We start from the raw sequence: 23,028 nt of genomic DNA, 5'->3' as shown, positions 1-23,028 counted from the left end.
CCTTATTTGTTTCAGGAACGAACACATGCCGTGATCCGTTCTTGAACCGTGCAGTTGCACGTAAAACACGAATACATCCGTGTCAATGGACAACGTTCGTCAAGTCCGGTGATCCTCTTCTTTCAGAAGCGACATGCGATCGTTCCCTCTACATTGGTAATCATTCATGTGCATCACCATCCTTTCATATATTGAATATTACCGAATATGTTATAAACGAAACGTCGAATTTTAATTATTTTTTCCGATACCGCGCATAGGTCGTCGCGAGTGCGACCGCAAGGACCAGCCCTTTGATGATATTCAACGAATAGTATGGAACAGACAACATGACAAGACCATTTTCAAGAATCCCGACGAGACAAGCCCCGACGAGTGTGCCAAGGGCATTCGGTTTCCCTTGCCCTGCGAACGATGAGCCGATGAAGGCAGCTGCGACCGCTGGCATCAAGTAACCGGACCCGGCGTTGATTTGCGACGATCCGACTTGTGACGCAAGCAAAATCCCACCGATTGCAGCGAGTAACCCAGCAATCAGATATGCGAGTGCCCGGTAGCGGTTGACACGAATTCCCGTCAGTCGTGCGGCTTCTGGATTTCCACCGATGATATAGAGAAAACGACCGTGTCGCGTATGACTTAAAAAGACATGTGTCACAGCGACGACGACGAGCATGATGACGATGATCCAAGGCGCCTGGCTAATTTTCGCGAACGCCTCCGGAATTGTGCCGACTGTTGGTGTACCGTCTAAGCGCGGCATTCCGGCACTGATTGAACCACCACCAGTATACGTCATCGCGGCACCTTCGACGATGAACATCGTCGCAAGCGTCGCAAACAAATCCGGAATCTTAAACCAGACGATAAGTAAGATGTTCAACAAGGCGACACTTAAAGACAGAAGGAGTGCTAGACCAATCGAGACACCGAGTGGCAGACTGTACCAGACGAAGAATGAGACGACGAAGGAGCTTGCAAGTGTTGCAGTTGATCCTACGGATAAGTCAAATCCATTGATCGTCAATGAAACCGTCAAGCCGATCGCGATGATCGTCACGATGGAGATACTTCGTAAAATATTGATCAAATTCGTCCCTTGTAGGAATGTTGGAGCCGTCGTCGCAAAAAACAGGACGAGGGCAAGGATCGCGAGGACGATCCCCCAGTCGTTCAAGAATCCAAGGACCGGACGTAAACCTTTCCCCCGATTCATTTGTTTTGATACTACCTCATTCATCGTTGCCCTCCTCCTGTCGCATACCACAACAAGGTTTCTTCTAATGTATCCGCCGTCTTCGTTTCATGGACAATTCGTCCATCGAACATGACGTAGATTCGGTCCGTGACGGTCAAAAGTTCATCCCATTCACTCGTCGCGTAAAGGATCCCTTTTTGTTGTTGCGCGAGTTCGTCAATCAGACGATAGATATCTTGTTTAGCTCCGACATCGACACCTTTCGTCGGTTCATCTAAGACGAGGACAGAAACATCGGTCAGTAACCATTTTCCGATGGCGACTTTTTGTTGATTCCCACCGGATAGTTGACCTACTTCCTGTTTCACGTCTGCCACTTTGATGCCCAGCTCCTTGACCCATTTCGATGCCTGTTCGACTTCTTTACGACGATCCATCAGTCCCCAGCGGTTGACGAAATCATGAGCTGCCGCTGCTGTCAGGTTTTCTGCGACAGAATCGGCAACAAGAATTCCTTCTTTTCGCCGTTCTTCCGGAACGAGACCGATTCCCGCTTGAATCGCAGCTTGTGGATTGCAAAGGCGATGGGCTTTTCCACCTATACGAACCTCCCCTTCCTGAAACGGGCGATCACCGAATAATGCTTTGCATAATTCCGTTTTACCGGCACCGACAAGACCCGCGATACCAACGACTTCCCCTGCTTGAACCGTCAAGGAGATGTCGCGGACGTCCGCATTCGTGGCACTCTCGACCGTCAGTACGTTCGTCGCATTGATCCGTGACGTTTTCGCGACAGACGTAAGCTTACGCCCGAGCATCTGCTCAACGACAGCTTCCTTCGTGATGTCTGTCAAAAGATGTCGCGAGATGAGTTGACCGTCGCGCATGACCGAGATGGAGTCGCAAATGTCATACAATTCTTGTAGGCGGTGGGAAATGAAAATGATCCCAAGTCCCCGTTCCGCTAAACGACGCACGACTGAAAAGAGATGGCTTGTTTCCGCCTGACTGAGAGGTGCCGTCGGTTCATCCAAAATTAAAAAACGACGTTCCTGAACGAGGGCGCGTGCAATCAATACGAGTTGCTTTTCAGCAAGACGTAATTCTTCGACACGTGTCTTGACGGAAATATCCGCCTGTAATGTTGCTAACGCTTCTTTCGCACGCTGTATGTAACGGCGTTGGGATACCAAACCCGTCATTGTTCCGTCCGTCAACAGATCGAGACAGATATTCTCAGCAACCGTCAAATACGGGACAAGCGCCACATCAACCTCTTGTTGGACGAGATCAATCCCGATTCGTTTTGCATCACGCGGAGATTGAATTGACAGTTCTTTCCCGTCAAGACGGATGATTCCTTCATCCGCTGTTTCCGCTCCAGATAAGACTTTCATCAGCGTCGACTTACCGGCACCATTCGCACCGACAAGCGCATGAATTTCACCAGACTTCACCTCAAAGGAGACTTGCTTGAGTGCCTGGACTCCCGGAAACGCAAGTGAAATCCCGGTCATCTCCAGGTGATGATTGATAGACGTCATTGTTTTTTATGGACGTCACGCAACCGGTCCATCCACGGCTCATTGAATTTATCCGACGTACTCCAACCTTTGATGATCGTATCGAGATTATACATCGTTGTGTCCTGCTTCAATGCCTTCTGCTCAACGAGTTTCGCATCGAGATCAAAGCTATCTGGTGTCTTCTCTCCGGCGATTTTCTTAGCCAGTAGTCGCATGTCCGTTTGTCCAATCAGGAATGGATCCACCGCACTCGTCGAAACCCAGTTGCTGCCTTTCTCACGCATCAGGTTGATGTCCTGATTTGAGACATCGATCGAGATCAATGGGATTTCTTGACGTTTATTATCCTTGAGCGATTTGTAAGCGCCTTTTGCGACTTCGTCCCATGCTCCCCAAACGGCATCAACGCTTCCTTTCGGGTATTTCGCGAGAATGGCATTCATCTTTGTCGCGATATCCCCTTGGACATCTTGGAAGTTCGTCGGTCCAACCGTCTCAAGCGTTTTGATTTTGCCGTCTGCTTCGTACGTCTTATAGATTTCCTGACGACGATCGAGCGGGGCAAAACCTGGTCCGAACCAGAGTTTGATGACACGGACCGGCTTTTTGTCCGTCACCTTCGTCACTTCATCGAGTGATAGCTTCGCAAGTTGATGATCGTTTTGGAACGTTTCCGTCACGTCTTGTAGAGATGCCCCTTTTTTCTTCGTGACCGTATCGAACGTCACGACCTTCAGTCCTTTATCGACTGCTGGTTTGATCATGTCATAGGCATAGTCTTCCTTACCGTGCGAAATGATGAGCCCATCATAATCTTGCTGAATCGCCTGCGCGACCAGTTCCTTGAACTTGACATCGTTACCTTCCGAAATGAACGTGCTGACTTTAAAGCCGAGCGCTTCTCCTTCACTTCGTGCGCCATCAAGGAATTGCTTCGTATGGTCGTCCGATGCGAGGTTACGGATGACGGCGATCTTGACATCCGATTGAACTCCTTTTGGTACATCCTTGACGACTTTCGTCGTCGCTTCTCCATTCGCACAAGCCGCTAGTAATAAGGCCGGTGCTAGGACGGCGTAAGCTAATTTTTTCATGAATTGTCTCCTTATCCGAGGGGTTGAAGCCCCGTTAATTTTTCAATCGTTTCTTCATTCGGTTGCGTGATAATACCAAGTTCGGTGATGATGCCCGTGATCAATGTGTGTGGTGTGACATCAAAAGCTGGGTTGAAGACAGCAACTCCTTCTGGTGCTGTCGCAACACCTTGGACAGTCGTCACTTCCTGCGGATCACGTTCTTCAATTTCGATCGCGTCTCCGGAAACAAGTGAGAAATCAAACGTCGAGAGCGGTGCTGCGACGTAAAACGGGATACCGAAAGCTTGAGCGAGTAATGCTAGTTGGAACGTTCCGATCTTATTCGCCGTATCTCCGTTGCGTGTAATCCGGTCCGCCCCGACGATGATTGCATCGATCTGTTTTTCTTTCAGCGTATGGGCGACCATGTTATCTGTAATTAGCGTGACATCGATGCCGGCACGTTGTAGCTCCCATGTCGTCAGTCGTGCTCCCTGCAGTAATGGTCGCGTCTCACTCGCAAAAACAGATAATTCAATGCCGCGTTCTTTTGCGATATAGAACGGCGCAAGTGCTGTTCCATAAGCAGCGGTCGCAATCGATCCAGCATTACAGATCGTTAGGATACGGTTACCTGACTGGAACAATTCAAGTGCATGAATCCCGATTTGACGTGACGTCTGCGCATCCTGATCGTATAAGGCAATCGTCCGCTGCTCGAGCCGTTCGCGGATCTCTTCTACCGACGTCCCGTCTTGAATGATTGGATTCAATTGATCAAGGACATTTCGTAAGTTAACAGCCGTCGGTCGTGTCGCGAGTAACGTCGCTGATGTCTCAAGCAAAGTCTGCTTATAGATCGACAGTTCTGCTTCAAACCGGTACGCCTCTTGAACGAGTACGAATCCGCCAAATAAACTGATCGCAGGCGCCCCTCGGACGCGCAGTTGTTTAATCGCTTCGACCGCTTGTGCAAGATCGGTAATGACTTCATAGTGTTCTTCCTGCGGTAGACGTGTCTGATCGAGAATCGTCAAGGCACGATCTTCATAACGAATACTTTGAACGAATGTACTCATCGGCTAAGTTCCTCCGTTACGTCGAAGTTTCGTAAATCATCAAATGTCCGGCATTCGGTCCGACGTTTGATTAACGCCGATCCTAAACGTAAAGCATGTTGTTTTCGTTCTAGTCGTTCCGTCATAGAACTAATCGTTTCTAAATCAGCGACTGGTGCGAGTCCGATCGTCCGACGAATCAGTTCGCAACCGGCAAAGCCAAGGGCATCCTGCAAGATCGTGCTCAGTACATCGTCGACGAGTCCCGATGTCCGGAATGGTTCGACGGCTTCGCGTTCCCATAAGGCGCGGAACGTCGAAGCGAACGTCAGCCAGAACGTATCGATGTCGCGAATCCGGGCATCACGAAGTGCTGAATAATCCGGGTATGCTGCAAAGAATAAGTGGGCGATGAACTGTCCGACATCAAATCCGAATGGACCATAAAAGGCGAATTCTGGATCGATGACTTTCGTTTCCGTTGCCGAAGCAAAGATGCTTCCTGTATGTAGATCGCCGTGTAGCAACGCATCTCCTTTCGTGATGAAAAGCGCTTCGAGTTTTGCGACTTCGCGTTTCAACTCATCGTCCGCCCATAGACGTGCCACCTCTTCTTCAAGCCCGGCTTCAATCTCGTTCGTCTCCGCGTCATGGAACGGATCCGTGAAGATTAATTTTTCCGTGATGTCGCACAAGTCCGGATTGTAGTACGTTCGGGCGACACGTTTTTTTTCAACCGGACCAAGCGCAAAGTCCGATGTATGGAATAAAGTCCGAGCGAGATAAGAACCAATATGTTCCGCAAGCAACGGATACTGTTCACCTGCGAGTAAACCGCTTCGAACGATTGTCAGATGTGAAAGATCTTCCATGACCGTATACGCCTCGTCGTGACTAGCATGAAAGACACGCGGTACGAACGGCACGGCATGCCGGGCGAATTCACGGAGTGCGGATTGCTCGATCCACGCCCGCTCGAGTGATAGTGGCCAGCTTTCACCGACGACTTTCGCGTACGGAAGTGCTTGTTTTAGAATCAATCGATGTTCACCTTCTCGAATTCGAAAGACAAGGTTGAGATTGCCGTCGCCAATCTCTTCTGCTTCGACGGCTCCGTCGCCGATCAGTCCTAGTGAGCGGACCCGTTCGATCGCGTCCTGTTCTGTAAATGCTTTGTATGTCATCTCAGTTCCCCCTGTGTGATACACGAAAAAGCGCCTCTTTTCGTCATCGAAAAGAGGCGCAGGAAAGTCACTGCGTCCTCTTATCTCTCAGACGAAACGTCTGTTGGATGTAGCACCGTGCCAAGTGGTCGGTTGCTGCGGCGTCATCGGGCCAATTCCCTCTGCCAACTCGCGATAAGAGTCGTATGTAGTTGTCGTGTGTGATATTGATTTGAATCTTACGCAATCCTCTTCCCTGCTGTCAAATCGAAATCAAGCAGAAACGGATATCGTTTTCGCTCCATATATAGAAAGAGTATTTTCAAAAAAAATAAATTTTCTAAAAATAGTTTGACAAGTCGTGACTCTCATGTAAAAATTGCAATTAGATTTCACAATTTCATCCAATTCTTATCAAGAGCAGACGGAGGGACAAGCCCTACGATGTCGCAGCAACCGACCTTTTGGCACGGTGCTAATTCTTGCAGCTACTAAGCTGACAGATAAGAGTCCACGTTCGAATCATTCATGGTCTCTTGTCGCTGACAAGAGACCATTTTTTTATTGAAGGAGGAAAGACATGGCTTACATCACAGCTACTTATCAATTGACCGCCCGCGATCGACTGGAGCAACGCGCCGAACAACTCGCGCTTGGTCTGACGGTTGGTTCCTGGACGGAGCTGAATCATCTTGAGCAACAACAACTCGCCTCATTCAAAGGAGAAGTCGTACATACGGAAGAGCGCGACGGGAAAGGCTATATCACGATTCGTTACCCGGAACACAATGTATCGCGCGACTTTTCTGCGATCTTGACGACCGTCTTCGGGAAACTCTCACTCGACGGTGAAATCAAATTAACAGAACTGCTACTACCCGATACATTCACGTCGGATTTTCCAGGTGCGAAGTTCGGGATCCAAGGGGTTCGTTCCTTGATTGGTGTCGAAGATCGTCCACTGTTAATGAGCATCTTCAAAGGGGTCATCGGACGCGATTTATCGTTCCTTCGTGATCAACTCGAAGGACAACTTGCTGGTGGGATCGATCTCGTCAAGGACGATGAGATCCTATATGACAATCCGTTGACACCGACGATTGATCGGGCACGGATAGGACGTGAGGTTATCGATGCTCATTTCCACCGGACCGGTAAACGTGCGTTGTATGCGATCACACTTAGTGGTCCCGTCTTTACGCTCAAGGATCAAGCCAAACGATTGATTGACGCTGGAGCAACTGCTTTCTTGTTGAATACCTTCACATACGGACTCGACGTCTTACGTGAATTGGCAAGTGATCCGGAGATCAACGTTCCCATTTTCAATCATCCGGCTTACAGCGGTGCATTGATTGCTAGCCCGAACCACGGTGTTGCAGCGCCTGTCTTACTTGGCACATTACCGCGCGTTGCTGGTGCAGACTTAACACTATTCCCGTCACCTTACGGCAATGTCGCTCTTCCGAAGGACGTCGCCCGCGGCATCGCGGTTGAAGCGACTCGCCTCGGTCAGACGAAAGCGATTTTCCCTGTCCCTTCAGCCGGTATTCACCCAGGACTCGTTGCTCAACTCGTACGCGACTTCGGGATCGATTCCGTCATCAACGCTGGTGGTGGCGTACATGGTCATCCGCAAGGTGCTGCGGCTGGTGTTATCGCTTTTCGTCAAGCACTTGATGCGGCACTCGCAAATGAATCCCTATCGAATGCTGCGTCACGACATGAAGAATTACGAGTCGCGCTCGACGCTTGGGGGATCAAGTCATGACCTTACGAATTCTTTGTGACTTCGACGGTACCGTAACGATGCAGGATAACATCATTGCACTCATGGAGGTATTTGCGCCAGTGAATGACTTCGAACCGTTGAAACGTGGCGTGCTCGACCGGACGTTATCGATCCAAAGTGGTGTCGGGCAGATGTTCGCGCTTCTGCCGTCCGACGGTAAAGCGGACTATCTTGATTTCTTGATGGAGCGCGCTGTCATTCGCGAAGGATTTTCGGAGTTGCTTCAGTACAGTCGTCGTCAAGGAATCCATTTTTCGATTGTTAGCGGTGGAATGGACTTTTTCGTCGAACCGATCTTAGCACCGTTCCTCGAGCAAGAGCAGATTTACTGTAACATTGCCGATTTCAGTGGTCCATTCGTCCACATCGATTGGCCACACGCCTGCGATGCCCATTGCACGAATGGATGCGGCTGTTGTAAAACATCCGTTGCCCGTACATTATGCAAAGACGATGACGTCATCATCGTCATCGGTGACTCAGTGACGGACTTCGAACTCGCAAAACAAGCGGATCGTGTCTATGCCCGTGATTATCTGATCACGTTGTGTGAAGAAAATGATATCGCCTATACACCTTTTGAGACGTTCCACGATATCGTTCATGATTTAGCACGATCGGAGGTGACGATATGACATTCATGCGACGGTATGAAGAACTACGCGCCATCAAACAAGAACTTGCAGCGCGCGATTGGTTCCCTGGTACGAGTGGTAACCTCGCCATTCGGACGTCCGGTATTCCGATTGAATTTCTTGTGACGGCAAGTGGGAAAGATAAGCGGCAGACGACTCCTGACGACTTCGTTCATGTCGATGCGACCGGTCAATTGATCGGCGAGCAATCCGGGCGCCCTTCTGCTGAGACATTGCTCCATGTCGAAGTGTTCAACCGAACGAACGCCGGATGTTCCCTGCATGTCCATACGATTGCGAACAATGTGATTTCGGAGTTATATGGCGATCAGGGAAGTATCACCTTCTCCGGTCAAGAAATCATCAAGGCACTCGGTCACTGGGAAGAAGATGCGACGGTCACGGTGCCGATCATTCCGAATCACGCGGACATCCCGACACTCGCTGCTGCTTTTGCGCCATATGTCACAGCGGACAGCGGTGCCGTCCTGATTCGCAATCACGGAATCACGGTCTGGGCACCGATCGCCTTTGAAGCAAAGAAACACCTCGAAGCCTTCGAGTTTTTATTCAACTATACGTTGACGTTGCAATCATGCCGTCAATCTATCTATTAAAAGGAGGAATCATCTCATGGCAACAGTCTTATTCCAAGAAACAAACACACGGTATACGGATCAAACGGAAGTCGCTGACTTCCTCGCATCGCGCGGCGTTCTTTACGAACAATGGGACGTCTCAAAACTACCAGCACCTCTCGTCGAGAACTTCACACTGACGGATGCCGACAAACAAACGATTCTCGATACGTTCGCTCCAGAAATCAAAGACGTATCAGAACGTCGTGGATATCAGACAGCTGATATCATTTCACTTTCGGATACGACACCGAACCTTGACGAGTTGCTCGTCAACTTCCAGAAAGAACATCATCACACGGATGATGAAGTCCGTTTCATCGTAAGCGGTCACGGCGTCTTCGCGATCAAAGACGAAGAAGTCGGCTACTATAACATCGAACTCAATCCTGGTGATTTGATTTCTGTTCCTGTCAATACACGCCACTACTTTACGCTCCAAGAGGATCGGAAAGTCGTCGCTGTTCGAATTTTCGTCACGACGGATGGCTGGGTTCCAATTTACGAGAACGAGACATCCACGGTCTCTTAAGAACGACAAAAGCGTTGATTTCTTCTATATAAGGAGAATCGGCGCTTTTTCTTATCTCACAAACATATCACTACATCGACACGTAACAGATATAATGAGGGAAAAGCGATTGGGGAGTGAGCAACATGCATATTCGTCCTGTAACGGAACATGATTTACCCGCCGTTCTATCCATTTATAATGAAGGCATCGAAGACCGAATCGCAACGCTTGAGACGGATCGAAAAGATTTATCGTTCATGACCCAGTGGTATGCAGAGCGTACGCATCGCTACGCTGGATATGTCGCAGAAGATGAGACAGGTGTCCTCGGCTTCATTTCTCTTGATCCGTATAACCCGCGTCCTGTCTATGCGACAGTTGGTGAGATTTCCGTCTACATTACTCGAACACATCGCGGACAAGGGATCGGGACACAGTTGTTAGAAACTGCCGAACAACATGCGCGCGATCATCAGATGCATAAGCTGATTCTCTTTACCTTCCCGTTCAATAAAATCGGACAAAAGCTCTACATCCGTTCCGGATTCCGGATTGTTGGGACATTTAAGGAACAAGGTCGCTTGAACGGCGAATACGTCGACGTCATGGCGATGGAGAAACGCTTACGATAGGATTCATTGAATGCCAGACGGGGAATAATCAATCCGAGTCATTGAGAGAGGATGAACCTAATGGATATTCAACAAATTCGTAATGCGACGCTTGTCGTCACGTATGCCAATCAAGTTTTACTGATTGATCCGTTTCTCGGCGAAAAAGGCAGTTTACCTCCTTTCGGTCAAACGCCGAATGCCGTCGCCAATCCACTCGTCGACTTACCGGTCGATGTTAAGACACTGCTCGATCCTGACGCTGTCTTCGTCACGCATCTGCACGCGGATCATTTCGATGATGCTGCAAAACAATTTCTACCCAAGCATTTGCCATTCTATGCGCAGCAAGAAGAAGACGCACGGCAAATCCGAGAAGCCGGCTTCACGAACGTCTCTTCCTTCGATTCCGGTGTGACGATCGGTGATATCCAGGTCCATCGAACAGGTGGACAGCATGGTGTCGGTGAAATCGGTGAACGAATGGGACATGTCTCCGGACTTGTCCTCACGCATCCGGACGAACCGACGCTTTATATCGCAGGTGATACGATCTGGTGTGACGAGGTCGCGCATGCGATTGAACAACATACACCAGATATCATCGTCGTCAACAGTGGGGCTGCCCAGTTCCTGACGGGAGAACCGATCACGATGTCGCAGCGTGATCTCCTTGCCGTACACGAAGCAGCAGCGGAAGCAACGATCATCGTCTCGCACCTCGAGTCCGTCAATCACTGTCTCCTGCGGCGCGACATGATTGCTGACTTTTTAGCTGCCTTCCACCTCTCTGCCCATTTCCTCATTCCGGAAGATGGCGAAACGATGTCATTTTAAGAACAAATCAAAAGTCTCTTTTCGAAATTCATCGAAAAGAGACTTTTTTCATGGAATGACCAATCCTAATAATCGAGCGAAGGCGACTGCTTGTTCTTCCGTAATGACTGCGCCCGGTAAAAATCGCGGATCGATTGTGATACCAGAGAGTTCCGTCTGCCGGAGATCAAGACCTTTTAATGGTGTTTCAATCCATTGGCTATCAGTAAGCCGGACCGCTTCGAGTTTCCAATGGGTCGGTTTCACTTCGAAGAACTGTGCTTCTTTCATCGTCGTTTCACTCCAATGCTGATGACGGACAGTACTACGAATGAACTGGGCATAGTCTGCGAGTCCTTCTTCGATCGTCAGATGATCAAGCGTACAATCTTCAAACTGAACACCCGTCATCCGGCATCCGACGAAAGACACGCGGTGAAAACGGGTTTCTTGGAAGTGACATCCTGTTAAGTCACATTGCTCGAAACGAATATCTTCGAACGAACCGCGGTCAAAGGTGAGGTTCGCGAACGAGACATTTTGAAAACATACTTGATAGGCATCGATACGCTCCGTCAGTTCGACAGGCATCGACTCCTTTTCATAACGTGCTCCTTTCAGATATGGATCGTCGATTTCGACTTGATCGAACGTCTCTGCTTGAAGCGTTTTCGGTAATTCTGGTAAACGGATAACGATCTCTTTCATAGAAATTCCCCCTTTTTCTCTCCTTTAGTGTATCAAACTCCTTTTGCATAAGGGTCAATCGTTCGAATTCCCTCTTTTTTCAACAGTTTTTTATTTTGAGACACTTTGAGACCATGCTATAGTCAAAGAAAATCAAAATAAGAACATATGTTCTTTTATGTAAAGGAGTGATTCAAATGTTTCCTTCCGTCGTTTTACCACAGAATAAACGTATTTTTTGTGTTGACAGTGTTTCCTTCTACGCCAGCTGTGAATGCCAGTATCGCAATCTCCCTCCCTTAACGACACGTCTTGCGGTCGTCTCCGATTTAAAACGAAGCGGATCCGTCATTCTCGCCGCTACTCCCGCCTTAAAAGCGCTTGGAATCAAGACAGCCGGTCGACTGTACGAAATCGAGCAATTACCCTACGCCATTCGTCGTACGATTCAACTCGTCGAACCGCGCATGCTCGCTTATATGAAAACGTCGATTCGTGTTTTAGATGTCCTGCATCAATTTGCCCCACCTGAAGCGATTCGTGTCTATTCGATTGACGAAAGTTTCATTGACATGACTGGAACCGATCGCCTGTTTGGTTCCGATCTGCAAGCTGCCAAAAAGATTCAAGAAGCGATTCTGAAGCAGACCGGCATTCACGTCCGCATCGGGATTGGTCCAAATAACGTCATCGCGAAACTGACGCTTGACTTAATCGGGAAAAAAGAAGGCATCGCACAATGTGGATACGCTGATGTCGCACGACGTCTCCATGATTTTCCGATTCGGAAGATGTGGGGAGTCGGACACCGCATGGAACAACATCTGCAGATGATGGGGATTGAAACGATTGGTGACCTTGCCATGCGCCCAGTCGAAGAGTTACATGAACGCTTCGGTGTCATCGGCGCCGAACTATGGCACCACGCTTGGGGTCTTGACGCGTCACCGACACTGCTTGCCCCTCGCCATTTGTTCGAGAAAGCCCCTCAACGGACGATTGGACACGGTGTGACCTTGATGCAGGACTATTATCAATTCGAACGTATCCGGAATGTGCTCAACGAACTCGTGCAGGATGTTGCGGCACGTTGCCGCTTTTCGAATCAAGTTGGTTGGACTGTTCATATCGGTGTCCGCTATTCTCGAAACGTCGTCCGAAGTGGCTTCTCGCGTCAAGTCCGGTTGCCTTATCCGACATCCGATGAGCGAATCATTCTGCGTCATGTCTTACAATTATTCGAACCGAATTGGCTTGACGGGGAACCCGTTCGTTTTTTATCTGTCGCAGTGGGACATCTAACTGCCGATCAAGGCACCTTACAGTTATCCTTGTTCGAGGATAATACGCGACTCTGGAAGCGGCGGCGGTTATTAAAAGCAATGGACATCGTTAACCTCCGCTACGGGAAAGGAACGATTCGTCTCGCTGTCTCGTTTCTCGATACGAGCGTCGCCAAACGGCGGCTTCGTTTCGTTGGCGGTCATCCAGGAGGTGATCTTCATGACAGCGTATCGTGATCGAGGGAATTTAAAGTGGATCCCTTTTCTCATGCCGGAGCACTTGCAATTGCTCCGGGAGTATTATGTCCAAATGCATCAGCTCGACTTGCCTGAAATCGATGAACAACTGCAAGAATCGTGGCACTTTCTACTTCAAGAGGCTTTAATAGAAGGAAACGAACTCGAAATCACGTATTATAAGGAAAGTAGCTACGTGACGGTCGTCGGTTTTGTTGAACGGCTAGAGCCTGAACGTTCTGTTCTCTTTCTGCGTGGTCGTGTTGCAGTAGAAATCTCCTTCACACGAATCGTTCGGATCGAAAACGGGTAAGCTTTCATACAGATAGCCGCTTCAAATCGTGCCCGGAAAGAAGGAATAGTTATGTTGGATTGGTTCACTTCCCTCCCCGTCGTCGTGCAAGCATTACTTGCCGGTATGATGACTTGGGGATTAACCGCACTTGGTGCGGCACTCGTTTTCGTCTTTACAACGATTGAAAAACGCGTCATGAACATGATGCTTGGTTTTGCAGCCGGTGTCATGATCGCCGCTTCATTCTGGTCTTTGCTCGCCCCAGCGATCGAATTCACGGAGCAGGACGGTGGCATCGCGTGGATTCCTGCTGCAATTGGATTCCTTGCGGGTGGATTTTTCGTCCGTCTCCTTGACTTCGTCACACCGCATTTGCACTTATCCGCACCACTTGAAACAGCTGAAGGTCCTTCAACAGGACTTAAGAAAACGACGTTGCTGTTTCTTGCGATCACGTTGCATAACATTCCGGAAGGTCTTGCGATCGGTGTCGCTTTTGGTGCCGCTGCCTTGAATATGGACGGAGCGACCGTCGCCGGGGCTTTGACACTCGCACTCGGGATTGGCATTCAAAACATGCCCGAAGGTGCTGCGTTATCGATTCCGTTACGCGGTGAAGGGATGTCGCGCCGGCGTGCCTTTCATTACGGTCAATTGTCAGCAATCGTTGAACCGATTGCCGCGATGGTCGGTGCGGCGGCTGTCTTCTTCGTTCAACCACTTCTACCATATGCGTTATCGTTTGCTGCTGGTGCGATGATTTTCGTCGTCGTCGAAGAATTGATTCCGGAATCACAAGCAGAGAACGGATCCGATTTAGCGACACTTGGTCTAATGGTCGGTTTCACGGTCATGATGATTCTCGATGTCGCTTTAGGTTGAGCTCAAAAGCAACGAGCAGTGGATTGAATCCTCCACTGCTCGTTTATCTATTCCCATTCGAATCATTATTCAATTTGAAGTTGTCCTGACCTTGTGTGATAAGCGGAGGATTTTATTCAAGATGCCGTCCTACACACAAACTTCGTCTTGAAGTTTGCGTTGCTGTCCTAAGTATTTCGTCTCTCTTGCTTTCTATGATCGAAGTGCGTCTTCACGGATCAGATTGGTCACGTTCCCTCAGACCTGCGCCCGATATTCCGATTGGTTCTATCTCACAAGAATAAAACATGATATGTTTTTACATAGCACATCATTATAGAAGGAGATTACCATGCATATCATTGAACTCTTGAAAGCTCTTTTACTCGGTTTCGTCGAAGGAATGACGGAATTCGCACCTGTCTCTTCAACAGGTCATATGATCATCGTTGATGACATGTGGTTACAAACAACCGAATTTCTCGGTAAATACTCAGCGAACACCTTTAAGGTCGTCATCCAGCTCGGATCAATCCTTGCGGTCATCGTCGTCTTTTGGAAACGTCTCTTCAGTTTGATTGGTCTGTATAAAATTGAAGGAGAACACGATGCGACAGGTACACACAAGTTAAAACTACGTCACGTTTTGATCGGTCTATTACCTGCTGCTATTCTCGGATTGTTATTCGAAGACTTCATCGATGAGAACCTCTTCTCGATTGAAACAGTCATCATCGGTCTTGCGGTCGGTGCCCTCTTGATGATTGCAGCCGACAAACTCGGACCAAAGGAACCGAAAACGACATCGCTTGATCAGATTACATATCGCCAAGCAGCATTCGTCGGTCTGTTCCAATGTATTTCCCTTTGGCCTGGCTTCTCCCGTTCTGGTTCAACGATTTCAGGAGGGGTCTTCCTCGGCATGAATCACCGGACGGCAGCTGACTTCACGTTCATCATGGCCGTACCGATCATGTTCGGTGCCAGTTTCCTCTCACTCGTTAAGAACTGGGATAACATTCATGCGAGTGATTTCGGTTTCTATGCCGTCGGATTTATCGCATCGTTCGTGTTTGCCCTCTTATCGATTCGTTTCTTCTTGAAGCTGATCAACAAGATCAAACTCGTCCCGTTCGCAATCTACCGTCTTGTCTTAGCAGCTGTTCTTGCTGTCATCGTCTACATGTAAATTCTAACCGTTAGCTATTTTAGCTGACGGTTTTTTATTTTTTTTGAAACTAATTCATTCGGTTAAGGGTATATAGGGATGAGACATACTTAAAGGAGTGAACGCCATATGGCACGCAGAAGTCGGAGTCGATCAAAACTCCCATTAATCATCGGAGTCGTTGTCGTCGTCGTGATTGCGTTTTTAGCAATCGGCCAATACAACAGCCTCGTCAATGTAGAAGAAGATGTATCGAATAAATGGTCGCAAGTCGATAACCAGATCAAGCGTCGTGCGGATTTAATTCCGAACCTCGTCGAAACGGTCAAAGGTGTCGCGGGTCAAGAAGAAAAAGTATACGGCAAAGTCGCTGAAGCTCAAGCTGGTCTTGCGCGCGCCGCGTCAACCGAACAACGGATTGAAGCCGATCAACAAGTCACGTCTTCGCTTCGTGGATTGATTGCTTTGCAAACCACTTATCCGGAACTAAAATCAAGCGAACGATTCCAATCATTGATGGATACGCTGGAAGGAACAGAAAATCGTCTCGGGATCGCCCGCAAGGATTACAACGATGCCGTGACGCTTTATAACAAAAAACGTCGGAGCTTCCCAACAGCACTCTATGCCTCTGCATTCGGATTTGAGAAAAAGCCGTATTACGAAATTTCAGACAGCGACCGAGAAAATCCGACTGTCGACTTTAACAGTGATTCGAAATGATTCGGCGGTGGACGCGACTTCTGTTGAGCGCGTTCCTCGTCTTCTTCCTCTTCGTTCCGACGGCTAGTGCCGTTTCAGAACGAACGGGAGCAGCCTTTTTCATTCAAGATGATGCTCAGTTGCTCACACCGTCGGAAGAAGCCGAACTCGCGCAACTCGGTCAGGAACTCGAACAGTACACGACGGCGCAAGTCGTGCTAAAGACGGTTCCCGATCTAAAAGGACAGGACTTAAGTTCTTACGCCAATGAAACATTCCGGCGACAAGGAATCGGTCAAAAAGGAAAAGACAATGGTGTACTCGTCGTCGTCGCTCCGAACGAAAAGAATCGCCAATTTCGGATCGAGGTCGGTTATAAACTCGAAGGGGTTCTGACCGATATCACGGCCGGTCGTATCCTCGATCAATACGCGGTTCCTTATAAAGAGAATGGTCAGTATGGAAAAGCAGCAAGTGAAACATACAAAGCTGTCGTCAGTGTCATTTCAAAAGATCAGTCGCTTGAGTCGCAAGACCCTCCGAAATCTCAAAATGATGGTGGGCTTCCGCTGTGGACGAAGATTCTGATCGGTGCCGGATTACTGATCTTATTGTTCCTCGATATGAAGTTCACTGGCGGTATGTTCTTCTTTGCGATTTTGAACATTTTTTCCGCAATCATGCGCGGTGGCGGTGGTGGAAACGGCGGTAGTCGTGGTGGTGGCGGAAGTTCCGGCGGCGGTGGTGCCGAACGTTAGAAAAGGAGTCGGTTTTCATGAGGATTATCTTAGGCTATTACATCCTCCTGACACTCATCGGATTTGGCTCGATGTGGCAGGATAAACGTCGAGCACGACAACATGCTTACCGGACACCGGAAGCGACACTATTGACGATTGCTTTTCTCGGTGGTGCGCTTGGTTCTTGGATCGGTATGTATACAGTCCGGCACAAGACACGGAAAGCGAAATTTCAATGGTTGGTGCCACTTGCAGCTGTGTTGCATCTCGCTTTCTGGATATTTTACACTTCACAATGAAATCATGTGACCGATAGAGAAGAGAACGTACGGAAATGCATCCGTCGTTCCCTTCTCTTTTTTATATGAGGTCAATGATTATGAAAAATAGGTTTAATTTCTTTTTCTCTCAGGGTAAAGAGTTTAACCAATTTAATAAATACATCTTTTGATGTATCGAGAGGTGGACATCTTTTATGTGGCATCCTTGCGCCGAATGTACGACATCAATCCGTTTCGTCGAAGCTGGAGCACTCCATATCCAATCACCAACACCAGAAATCTATTCCTATCAATCGTTCGAACAACTCGAACAGTTACTAACATCGCTCTTGCGTGTAGCGGATTATTCGGTATCCTGTCGCGCCACACAATCGCGTTATGTGACAGCACCCATTCTAGCTTCAGCACTTCTAGAACAACTAAAGCATCGGTCAGCAATTGATTTTATCCAACACGGTGTCATGACGAGCCATTTGCAACCGATTTATGATATTCAACAAAATGTACTCGTTGCGAATGAAGCATTACTGCGAGCAGCAGATGACAACACTCCTATCTCACCAGGTGTCCTATTCTCAACAGCATCGAAGATGGGGCTTCATTCTCGGCTTGATCAACGGGCGCGCGAAGAAGCGATTCGCGCGACACATCATATCGGTGGCACAACAAAAACGTTCATCAACTTTCTCCCTTCGACGATCTATAATCCGGAGTACTGCCTGCGCCATACGTTTGAAATCGTTGAGCGTTATCAAGTTGATCCAAGTCGGCTTGTCTTCGAAGTCGTCGAAACGGAAAAAATTGAAGACGTCAACCATTTGAAACACGTCTTCGAACAGTATAAAAAGCAAGGCATTCAAGTGGCACTAGACGATGTCGGCGCTGGTTTCTCAACACTTGATATGTTGTCCTTGCTTCAACCGGATTATATTAAGATCGATCGTTCCTTCATCGATCACTGCGATACGAACTCAGAGAACGAAGCGTTCTTACGAAAAGCCCGTTATCTAACGCGAGAAATGGGGATTCAAATCTTAGCTGAAGGCATCGAACGTCAAGAAGAACTCGATTTTTGCCGCGAACTCGGCTTTGATCTTGGTCAAGGATACCTACTCGGTCGTCCCACTCCTTACGCTCATTTGGCGAAAGCACAATAAAAATACGCACATGGACCGTCTGATTCGGAACATGTGCGTATTTTTAGGTTAAGAAGTCGAAACGGAAACTGTCTCGTTCTGTGTGATGGCATCGACTAGTTGTTCTGCTGATACGATTGGACGCAACAGACGGCACAGCTCCTCTTTCGATGTTTGAAAAGCAAGTGCTTCGACAATGTTGAGCGAAACTCCGAAATCAGTGAGGGTCGTTGGCTGCTCTTGTGCAAGAAGGTAGTCACGCAACTCTATATAATCATCATCATGTCCGAGCAGCTTCTCTTGGACGAGTAACCCGTAACCGACCTTACTCCCATGTAAGAACGTATGTGTTTCTGGATAAGGAGACAATGCGTTATGTACCGCGTGTCCGACTGCACCGCGTGTCGCCGCATCACCAAAACCTCCAATGCTTCCAGCTAATGGAATGACGGTCTCGACGAGGTATTGGATTTCAGCTGGATATTCACGAAAACGTTTTTCTGTCACATTCGTCGACAAAATGAGGTCCTTGCATCGCTCAGCTGTCCGGAGTGCCGTCTCGATGACGGGATCGCTTGCTGTAGACCCACTCAAGGCACGTGCTTCATACCATTTTGCTAGCGTATCGACGAGTCCGGCGACAAAATAATCATACGGACTCGTTGCGATGATACGATGATCGAGTAAAAGAGCTTCAATCACGACAGGAAACGTGTCAAATCGAATATACTGTCCCTGTTCGTTATACATGACACTGAGCGGAGTCCACGGGGCACAGTTCGAGACAATCGTCGGAATGACGATGACAGGACGTTGTAATTGAAACGCGACCTGTTTTGCCGTATCGATGACACTCCCCCCTCCGAGTGCGAGAATCACATCATACGGAGCACATACTTGTTTGAAGAATGCCACCTGTTGATCCGTACAATGCCCTTCAAATAAAAAGCGGGGAACATCCGGTAAAGCAAAAGCAGCTGCTTCGTAGGCTTGACGTCCATGAATCAAGACTGCCGAACGGTTACCTATTATTTCTTCGAGTTGATCGAGTGCATGTTCCTCATGTATGTATTGTAAAACAGCTTGTCGAATCACAGAATCGCCTCCTAATATTTGTTATCGCTCAGTATACGCAAAAGAACGCGCTTCGGCAATCATTCGATTTTTATAGGAGGAGCGCGTACACTAGACAAGAAAAGAATTTACTATAAAGGAGTCGATGAATCGATGCAACAGATCACGTTAAATAACGGTATCAGTATGCCCCAACTCGGATATGGTGTTTTTAAAGTACCGGAAGAAGAAGTATATGAAGCGGTCAGCGAAGCGCTTCGCGCCGGGTATCGCTCAATCGATACGGCGATGATTTATGAGAACGAAGAAGGCGTCGGTCGTGCTCTGCGTGACTCGGGTATTCCCCGGGAAGAGATCTTTCTGACGACGAAAGTCTGGAATTCCGATCATGGCTATGAAGAGACACTTGCCGCTTTTGAGACGAGTCTGCAAAAGCTCGGCGTTGATTATGTTGATTTGTATCTGATTCATTGGCCAATGCCTAAAGAAGATCGCTATGTCGAGACATGGCGAGCGCTCGAGCATCTCTATGCAGAAGGGAAGACGCGTGCCATCGGTGTCTCGAACTTCCATATTCCTCACTTGGAACGAATTTTAGCCGAAGGATCGGTTGTTCCTGCCGTCAATCAGATTGAACTCCATCCGTTTCTTAGCCAAGAAGCGATTCGAGACTTTTGCCGCAAGCAAGGTATCGTCGTCGAAGCATGGAGTCCGTTGATGAAAGGACGCGATGCGTTGACGCATCCGATCATCGTCGATATCGCCGACCGTCATCAGAAAACACCTGCTCAAGTCGTTCTCCGTTGGCACTTGCAACATGACATCGTCGCGATTCCGAAATCCGTCACACCAAGCCGGATTCGCGAAAATCTCGATGTCTTCGACTTCAGCTTGTCAGACACTGATATGCAAGCGATTGATCAATTGAACGCTAATGTGCGTACAGGATCAAATCCGGATGATAAATAAAACGAGACGATTCTCGTTTTATCTCCATACAAAAAGAAGGTACTTTTCAGATTTTATCCGAAAGGTACCTTCTTCGATTATGACCCTGACGTGTGATTCCATTCTATTATTTTAGCGGTCTAAATTATTTCCATGGTCTTGCTTGGCAATGTCATTCGATTGATGTTTGGATTGACGATGTTCTTCACCGTCTTGCGTTGCATCCTGTTCTTTTTCCTCGTATTCTGTTTCTGGACGCCGGAAATCATCATCCCGACGCATCGCAATATTCGGTTCTCGGTTTCCATCGAGCTTTTTCGAATGATCGATTGCTTGCTCGTCTTGCGGCATCTTATCGGTACCTGCGCGATGCAAATCAATCTCCGCGTGCTCTTCCTTTGAATCCTTATCAACGTCAAGCGAATTACCTGAGCCAAGCTGTGCGTTAGAATTAGCGTCTGATGACGTATGCGTTTCTTCTCCACTACCATAACGGACTTTTACATCAGGATGTGTGTTGTCTGTATTTAAATGTGGATCGAACTGGATGTCTTGGACTTCAAGTAACAGAACAAAGCCCCCACCTTCGACTTCCGTTTTTCGTTGTTCGATTTCATTATCTGATAGATCAAGTGACTCGAACAGATCATCGACTTCTTGATCACGACCTTTGTTCCCACGAATCCGGTCCATCCAAGACGGTTTTGTTGTCGCGATTTCTGCGTCCATCTGGCTACGGACGAGTGCGATATTCGACTTCTCCTTGACGATCACGTAAAAGTCTTCTTCCCGATGTCCTTGAATGTGTAGTTCGTCCATTTTTGAGATCAATTCGTCTTCTGAATAGAACGTTCCGATATATTGTTTCGTTTTCATGGATGTTCTCCCCTTATTAACACGATTTGTCATGCGTAGCTTCTATAAGGAGTATTTCCTCTTTTGCATTAAAATATGCCAAAAAATATGCGTTCCGTTAAAACGTCATCTGTTTGACATGTAAACGGTCATTCGCCGACAAGTTTTAAACCGATCGTCGCACTTAAGACAAGACCGATACAGACGAGCCGTTTCCAGTCTTTTGATTCGTTATAAAGCACCATGCTGAGAATCGCTCCGCCCGCTGCTCCAATTCCTGTCCAGACCGCGTACGCTGTTCCCATCGGTAAGCCATTCATTGCAAGCGTCAAGAATAGAAAACTGAGTCCGAACCCTGTTCCCATCAACAGTAGATTCTTCGCATTCTTATTTTGATTAAATGTATTGATCAAGACGACACCAAACATCTCAAAGATTCCGGCAATGACTAAATACACCCAACTCATGCTGATTTCTCCTCTCCACTGACTAATTTTAGACCGATGACGCCAACGAGTAAGACAGCGATCAATGCTAATTTCATCACGGAAGCCGCTTGATCGAACAACACGATGTCCGTCAAGACCGTCCCTGCCGTCCCGAGACCAACGAAGACAGCATAGACCGTTCCGACCGGTAAATGGTTACTTGCTTTAATCAATACGGTGAAGCTAACGATGATACAGATGACTGTCGCTCCCCATTCGAATGGTGTTGCCGCATGTTTTAACCCGATGACCCAACCGACTTCAAAACACGCTGCGATAATGATCCCGATCCAATACTTTGCCATAGTAATTGCCTCCTAATAGATGATTTCAAATGAAAAAGCCCGGGAGCAAGCGAGACGATTCGCTTTACTCCCGGGCTTTTATCCCTCCGTTGCATGGACAAACGTCCATGTTCCTCCCTCGGTCCAGCCGTACGGAACCCTAGAGGATACTGCCTATTTCATTCGATACGTCCACCCTAGCACGCCCTTTTTCCCGTGTCAAACAGGAATTCGTCTTCGATTTGTCTAATAGAATTAAAGTGACTTCATCTGAAAGAGGAGGATGCTGCATGCGTTATAAAATCAATGACCAACTTCGGATTCGTCGTTTTACACCGGAAGATGTAGAAGCGGTCCACGCCTATGCGTCACAACCCATCGTCAGCCAATTTCAGTCGTGGGGACCGAATTCCGAGACCGATACGAAACAATTCCTGCACGATGCACTAGAAAGTGAACTCGAGACACCAAGACGTCGTTATGTCTTTGCCGTGACGTTTCCAAGTGACGTCGTCATCGGTGCCGGTGAACTCGTCATTACAGACGTGGAACATAAAATCGCCGAAATCGGATATGTCCTCTCACCCGATGAATGGGGAAATGGGTACGCGACGTCAATTGCCTCTTTCCTTCTTCAATTCGGTTTTGAAAAACTAGAATTACACCGAATCACAGCGACATGTGATCCACGGAACGTCGCTTCTGAACGTGTCTTACAAAAAGTCGGTATGACAAAGGAAGGACAGCTTCGCGAGACGGTCTATTTAGAAGACCACTGGCGCGACTCTTTAATTTACGGCATGCTCGACTGGGAATGGCAAGTCGATCATGAGGACGATGACTAAAATATGACTTCAAACGGTGTGCTTCGGCATACCGTTTTTTTATGCCCAATCTCCTATTTTTTTGATTTTCATCAATTTTTAAACAAGCGCATGCTACACTATTCCTAATGACAA

26 protein-coding genes and 2 riboswitches are annotated in these 23,028 nt (G+C 48.0%); of the genes, 16 read left to right on the top strand and 10 right to left on the bottom strand.

The annotated features are described in order from the left end of the window. Positions 1-235: 235 nt before the first annotated feature. The 5 genes from VJ374_RS02380 to mtnK are packed head-to-tail and all read right to left on the bottom strand — an operon-like array spanning position 236 to position 6,045. Positions 236-1,240, bottom strand: coding sequence for an ABC transporter permease (locus VJ374_RS02380; protein ID WP_329470025.1), 1,005 nt, complete (start codon positions 1,238-1,240; stop codon positions 236-238). Further along, positions 1,237-2,745: a sugar ABC transporter ATP-binding protein gene (locus VJ374_RS02375; RefSeq protein WP_308102132.1), complete on the bottom strand. Its 1,509-nt coding sequence runs from the start codon at positions 2,743-2,745 to the stop codon at positions 1,237-1,239. Before VJ374_RS02375 ends, VJ374_RS02380 begins: the two co-directional genes overlap by 4 nt. Then, the gene (locus VJ374_RS02370) at positions 2,742-3,821 is read right to left on the bottom strand and encodes a sugar ABC transporter substrate-binding protein (protein WP_290747905.1); all 1,080 of its coding nucleotides are present in this window, start codon (positions 3,819-3,821) and stop codon (positions 2,742-2,744) included. The genes VJ374_RS02375 and VJ374_RS02370 overlap by 4 nt, the downstream gene beginning before the upstream one ends. Before the next feature lie 11 nt (positions 3,822-3,832). Next, entirely contained in the window at positions 3,833-4,882 is a 1,050-nt protein-coding gene (gene mtnA, locus VJ374_RS02365; RefSeq protein WP_329470023.1) for an S-methyl-5-thioribose-1-phosphate isomerase, read from the bottom strand. Then, positions 4,879-6,045: an S-methyl-5-thioribose kinase gene (mtnK, locus tag VJ374_RS02360; protein ID WP_056063714.1), complete on the bottom strand. Its 1,167-nt coding sequence runs from the start codon at positions 6,043-6,045 to the stop codon at positions 4,879-4,881. Before mtnK ends, mtnA begins: the two co-directional genes overlap by 4 nt. A gap of 77 nt (positions 6,046-6,122) precedes the next feature. Next, positions 6,123-6,226: riboswitch (SAM riboswitch) on the bottom strand. Between the two features lie 206 nt (positions 6,227-6,432). After that, positions 6,433-6,534, top strand: a riboswitch (SAM riboswitch). Positions 6,535-6,604: 70 nt separating this feature from the next. On the opposite strand from mtnK, the gene VJ374_RS02355 reads away from it, so the two are divergent. The 6 genes from VJ374_RS02355 to VJ374_RS02330 all read left to right on the top strand — a co-directional run bounded on the left by VJ374_RS02355 (position 6,605) and on the right by VJ374_RS02330 (position 11,051). Beyond that, the gene (locus tag VJ374_RS02355; RefSeq protein ID WP_329470021.1) at positions 6,605-7,795 is read left to right on the top strand and encodes a 2,3-diketo-5-methylthiopentyl-1-phosphate enolase; all 1,191 of its coding nucleotides are present in this window, start codon (positions 6,605-6,607) and stop codon (positions 7,793-7,795) included. Next, a complete protein-coding gene (locus tag VJ374_RS02350; RefSeq protein WP_035410962.1) occupies positions 7,792-8,451 on the top strand; it encodes a 2-hydroxy-3-keto-5-methylthiopentenyl-1-phosphate phosphatase in 660 nt (219 codons plus the stop codon). The genes VJ374_RS02355 and VJ374_RS02350 overlap by 4 nt, the downstream gene beginning before the upstream one ends. Further along, positions 8,448-9,068, top strand: coding sequence for a methylthioribulose 1-phosphate dehydratase (locus VJ374_RS02345; RefSeq protein WP_329470018.1), 621 nt, complete (start codon positions 8,448-8,450; stop codon positions 9,066-9,068). The genes VJ374_RS02350 and VJ374_RS02345 overlap by 4 nt, the downstream gene beginning before the upstream one ends. A gap of 16 nt (positions 9,069-9,084) precedes the next feature. Further along, positions 9,085-9,621 carry a 1,2-dihydroxy-3-keto-5-methylthiopentene dioxygenase gene (locus tag VJ374_RS02340; RefSeq protein WP_035410968.1) on the top strand — a complete coding sequence of 179 codons (537 nt, stop codon included), beginning with the start codon at positions 9,085-9,087 and terminating at the stop codon, positions 9,619-9,621. A 125-nt stretch (positions 9,622-9,746) separates the two neighbouring features. Continuing rightward, positions 9,747-10,235, top strand: coding sequence for an arsinothricin resistance N-acetyltransferase ArsN1 family A (locus VJ374_RS02335; protein WP_056063724.1), 489 nt, complete (start codon positions 9,747-9,749; stop codon positions 10,233-10,235). Positions 10,236-10,295: 60 nt separating this feature from the next. Continuing rightward, on the top strand, positions 10,296-11,051 hold the full coding sequence (locus VJ374_RS02330; protein WP_056063727.1) for an MBL fold metallo-hydrolase: 756 nt from the start codon (positions 10,296-10,298) through the stop codon (positions 11,049-11,051). Between the two features lie 48 nt (positions 11,052-11,099). Here the strand turns inward: VJ374_RS02330 and VJ374_RS02325 are convergent, their stop codons facing one another. After that, positions 11,100-11,738 carry a pentapeptide repeat-containing protein gene (locus VJ374_RS02325; protein WP_035410976.1) on the bottom strand — a complete coding sequence of 213 codons (639 nt, stop codon included), beginning with the start codon at positions 11,736-11,738 and terminating at the stop codon, positions 11,100-11,102. 176 nt (positions 11,739-11,914) lie between these two features. Here VJ374_RS02325 and VJ374_RS02320 point away from each other — a divergent pair, with 176 nt between their 5' ends. The 8 genes from VJ374_RS02320 to VJ374_RS02285 all read left to right on the top strand — a co-directional run bounded on the left by VJ374_RS02320 (position 11,915) and on the right by VJ374_RS02285 (position 18,441). After that, a complete protein-coding gene (locus tag VJ374_RS02320; protein ID WP_035410978.1) occupies positions 11,915-13,237 on the top strand; it encodes a Y-family DNA polymerase in 1,323 nt (440 codons plus the stop codon). Next, positions 13,221-13,550 carry a YolD-like family protein gene (locus tag VJ374_RS02315; protein WP_056063735.1) on the top strand — a complete coding sequence of 110 codons (330 nt, stop codon included), beginning with the start codon at positions 13,221-13,223 and terminating at the stop codon, positions 13,548-13,550. Before VJ374_RS02320 ends, VJ374_RS02315 begins: the two co-directional genes overlap by 17 nt. Before the next feature lie 51 nt (positions 13,551-13,601). Continuing rightward, entirely contained in the window at positions 13,602-14,414 is an 813-nt protein-coding gene (locus VJ374_RS02310; protein ID WP_023467025.1) for a ZIP family metal transporter, read from the top strand. Positions 14,415-14,745: 331 nt separating this feature from the next. Then, entirely contained in the window at positions 14,746-15,582 is an 837-nt protein-coding gene (locus VJ374_RS02305; protein WP_035410984.1) for an undecaprenyl-diphosphate phosphatase, read from the top strand. Positions 15,583-15,690: 108 nt separating this feature from the next. Then, complete coding sequence (locus VJ374_RS02300) at positions 15,691-16,284, top strand: LemA family protein (RefSeq protein ID WP_029340715.1); 594 nt, start codon at positions 15,691-15,693, stop codon at positions 16,282-16,284. Continuing rightward, entirely contained in the window at positions 16,281-17,021 is a 741-nt protein-coding gene (locus tag VJ374_RS02295) for a TPM domain-containing protein (protein ID WP_035410986.1), read from the top strand. The genes VJ374_RS02300 and VJ374_RS02295 overlap by 4 nt, the downstream gene beginning before the upstream one ends. A 17-nt stretch (positions 17,022-17,038) precedes the next feature. Next, the gene (locus VJ374_RS02290) at positions 17,039-17,302 is read left to right on the top strand and encodes a DUF1294 domain-containing protein (protein WP_035410989.1); all 264 of its coding nucleotides are present in this window, start codon (positions 17,039-17,041) and stop codon (positions 17,300-17,302) included. Between the two features lie 176 nt (positions 17,303-17,478). Continuing rightward, the gene (locus VJ374_RS02285) at positions 17,479-18,441 is read left to right on the top strand and encodes an EAL domain-containing protein (protein ID WP_290747937.1); all 963 of its coding nucleotides are present in this window, start codon (positions 17,479-17,481) and stop codon (positions 18,439-18,441) included. Between the two features lie 48 nt (positions 18,442-18,489). Here VJ374_RS02285 and VJ374_RS02280 read toward each other — a convergent pair whose 3' ends face one another. After that, positions 18,490-19,515 (bottom strand): iron-containing alcohol dehydrogenase family protein, encoded by a 1,026-nt coding sequence (locus VJ374_RS02280; RefSeq protein ID WP_329470011.1) that lies wholly within the window; start codon positions 19,513-19,515, stop codon positions 18,490-18,492. Between the two features lie 132 nt (positions 19,516-19,647). On the opposite strand from VJ374_RS02280, the gene VJ374_RS02275 reads away from it, so the two are divergent. Next, on the top strand, positions 19,648-20,463 hold the full coding sequence (locus VJ374_RS02275; RefSeq protein WP_329470010.1) for an aldo/keto reductase: 816 nt from the start codon (positions 19,648-19,650) through the stop codon (positions 20,461-20,463). A gap of 111 nt (positions 20,464-20,574) precedes the next feature. Here the strand turns inward: VJ374_RS02275 and VJ374_RS02270 are convergent, their stop codons facing one another. The 3 genes from VJ374_RS02270 to VJ374_RS02260 all read right to left on the bottom strand — a co-directional run bounded on the left by VJ374_RS02270 (position 20,575) and on the right by VJ374_RS02260 (position 22,090). Continuing rightward, on the bottom strand, positions 20,575-21,318 hold the full coding sequence (locus VJ374_RS02270; RefSeq protein ID WP_056063752.1) for a general stress protein: 744 nt from the start codon (positions 21,316-21,318) through the stop codon (positions 20,575-20,577). A 128-nt stretch (positions 21,319-21,446) separates the two neighbouring features. After that, positions 21,447-21,764 carry a DMT family transporter gene (locus VJ374_RS02265; protein WP_035411003.1) on the bottom strand — a complete coding sequence of 106 codons (318 nt, stop codon included), beginning with the start codon at positions 21,762-21,764 and terminating at the stop codon, positions 21,447-21,449. After that, entirely contained in the window at positions 21,761-22,090 is a 330-nt protein-coding gene (locus VJ374_RS02260; protein ID WP_035411006.1) for a DMT family transporter, read from the bottom strand. The genes VJ374_RS02265 and VJ374_RS02260 overlap by 4 nt, the downstream gene beginning before the upstream one ends. A gap of 269 nt (positions 22,091-22,359) precedes the next feature. Between VJ374_RS02260 and VJ374_RS02255 the strand changes: the two genes are divergently transcribed. Beyond that, positions 22,360-22,914: a GNAT family N-acetyltransferase gene (locus VJ374_RS02255; protein WP_035411009.1), complete on the top strand. Its 555-nt coding sequence runs from the start codon at positions 22,360-22,362 to the stop codon at positions 22,912-22,914. Positions 22,915-23,028: the final 114 nt, after the last annotated feature.

It is taken from the genome of Exiguobacterium sp. 9-2, from assembly GCF_036287235.1.
Classification (GTDB): domain Bacteria; phylum Bacillota; class Bacilli; order Exiguobacteriales; family Exiguobacteriaceae; genus Exiguobacterium_A.
This window is presented reverse-complemented; position numbering and strand designations above follow the sequence as displayed.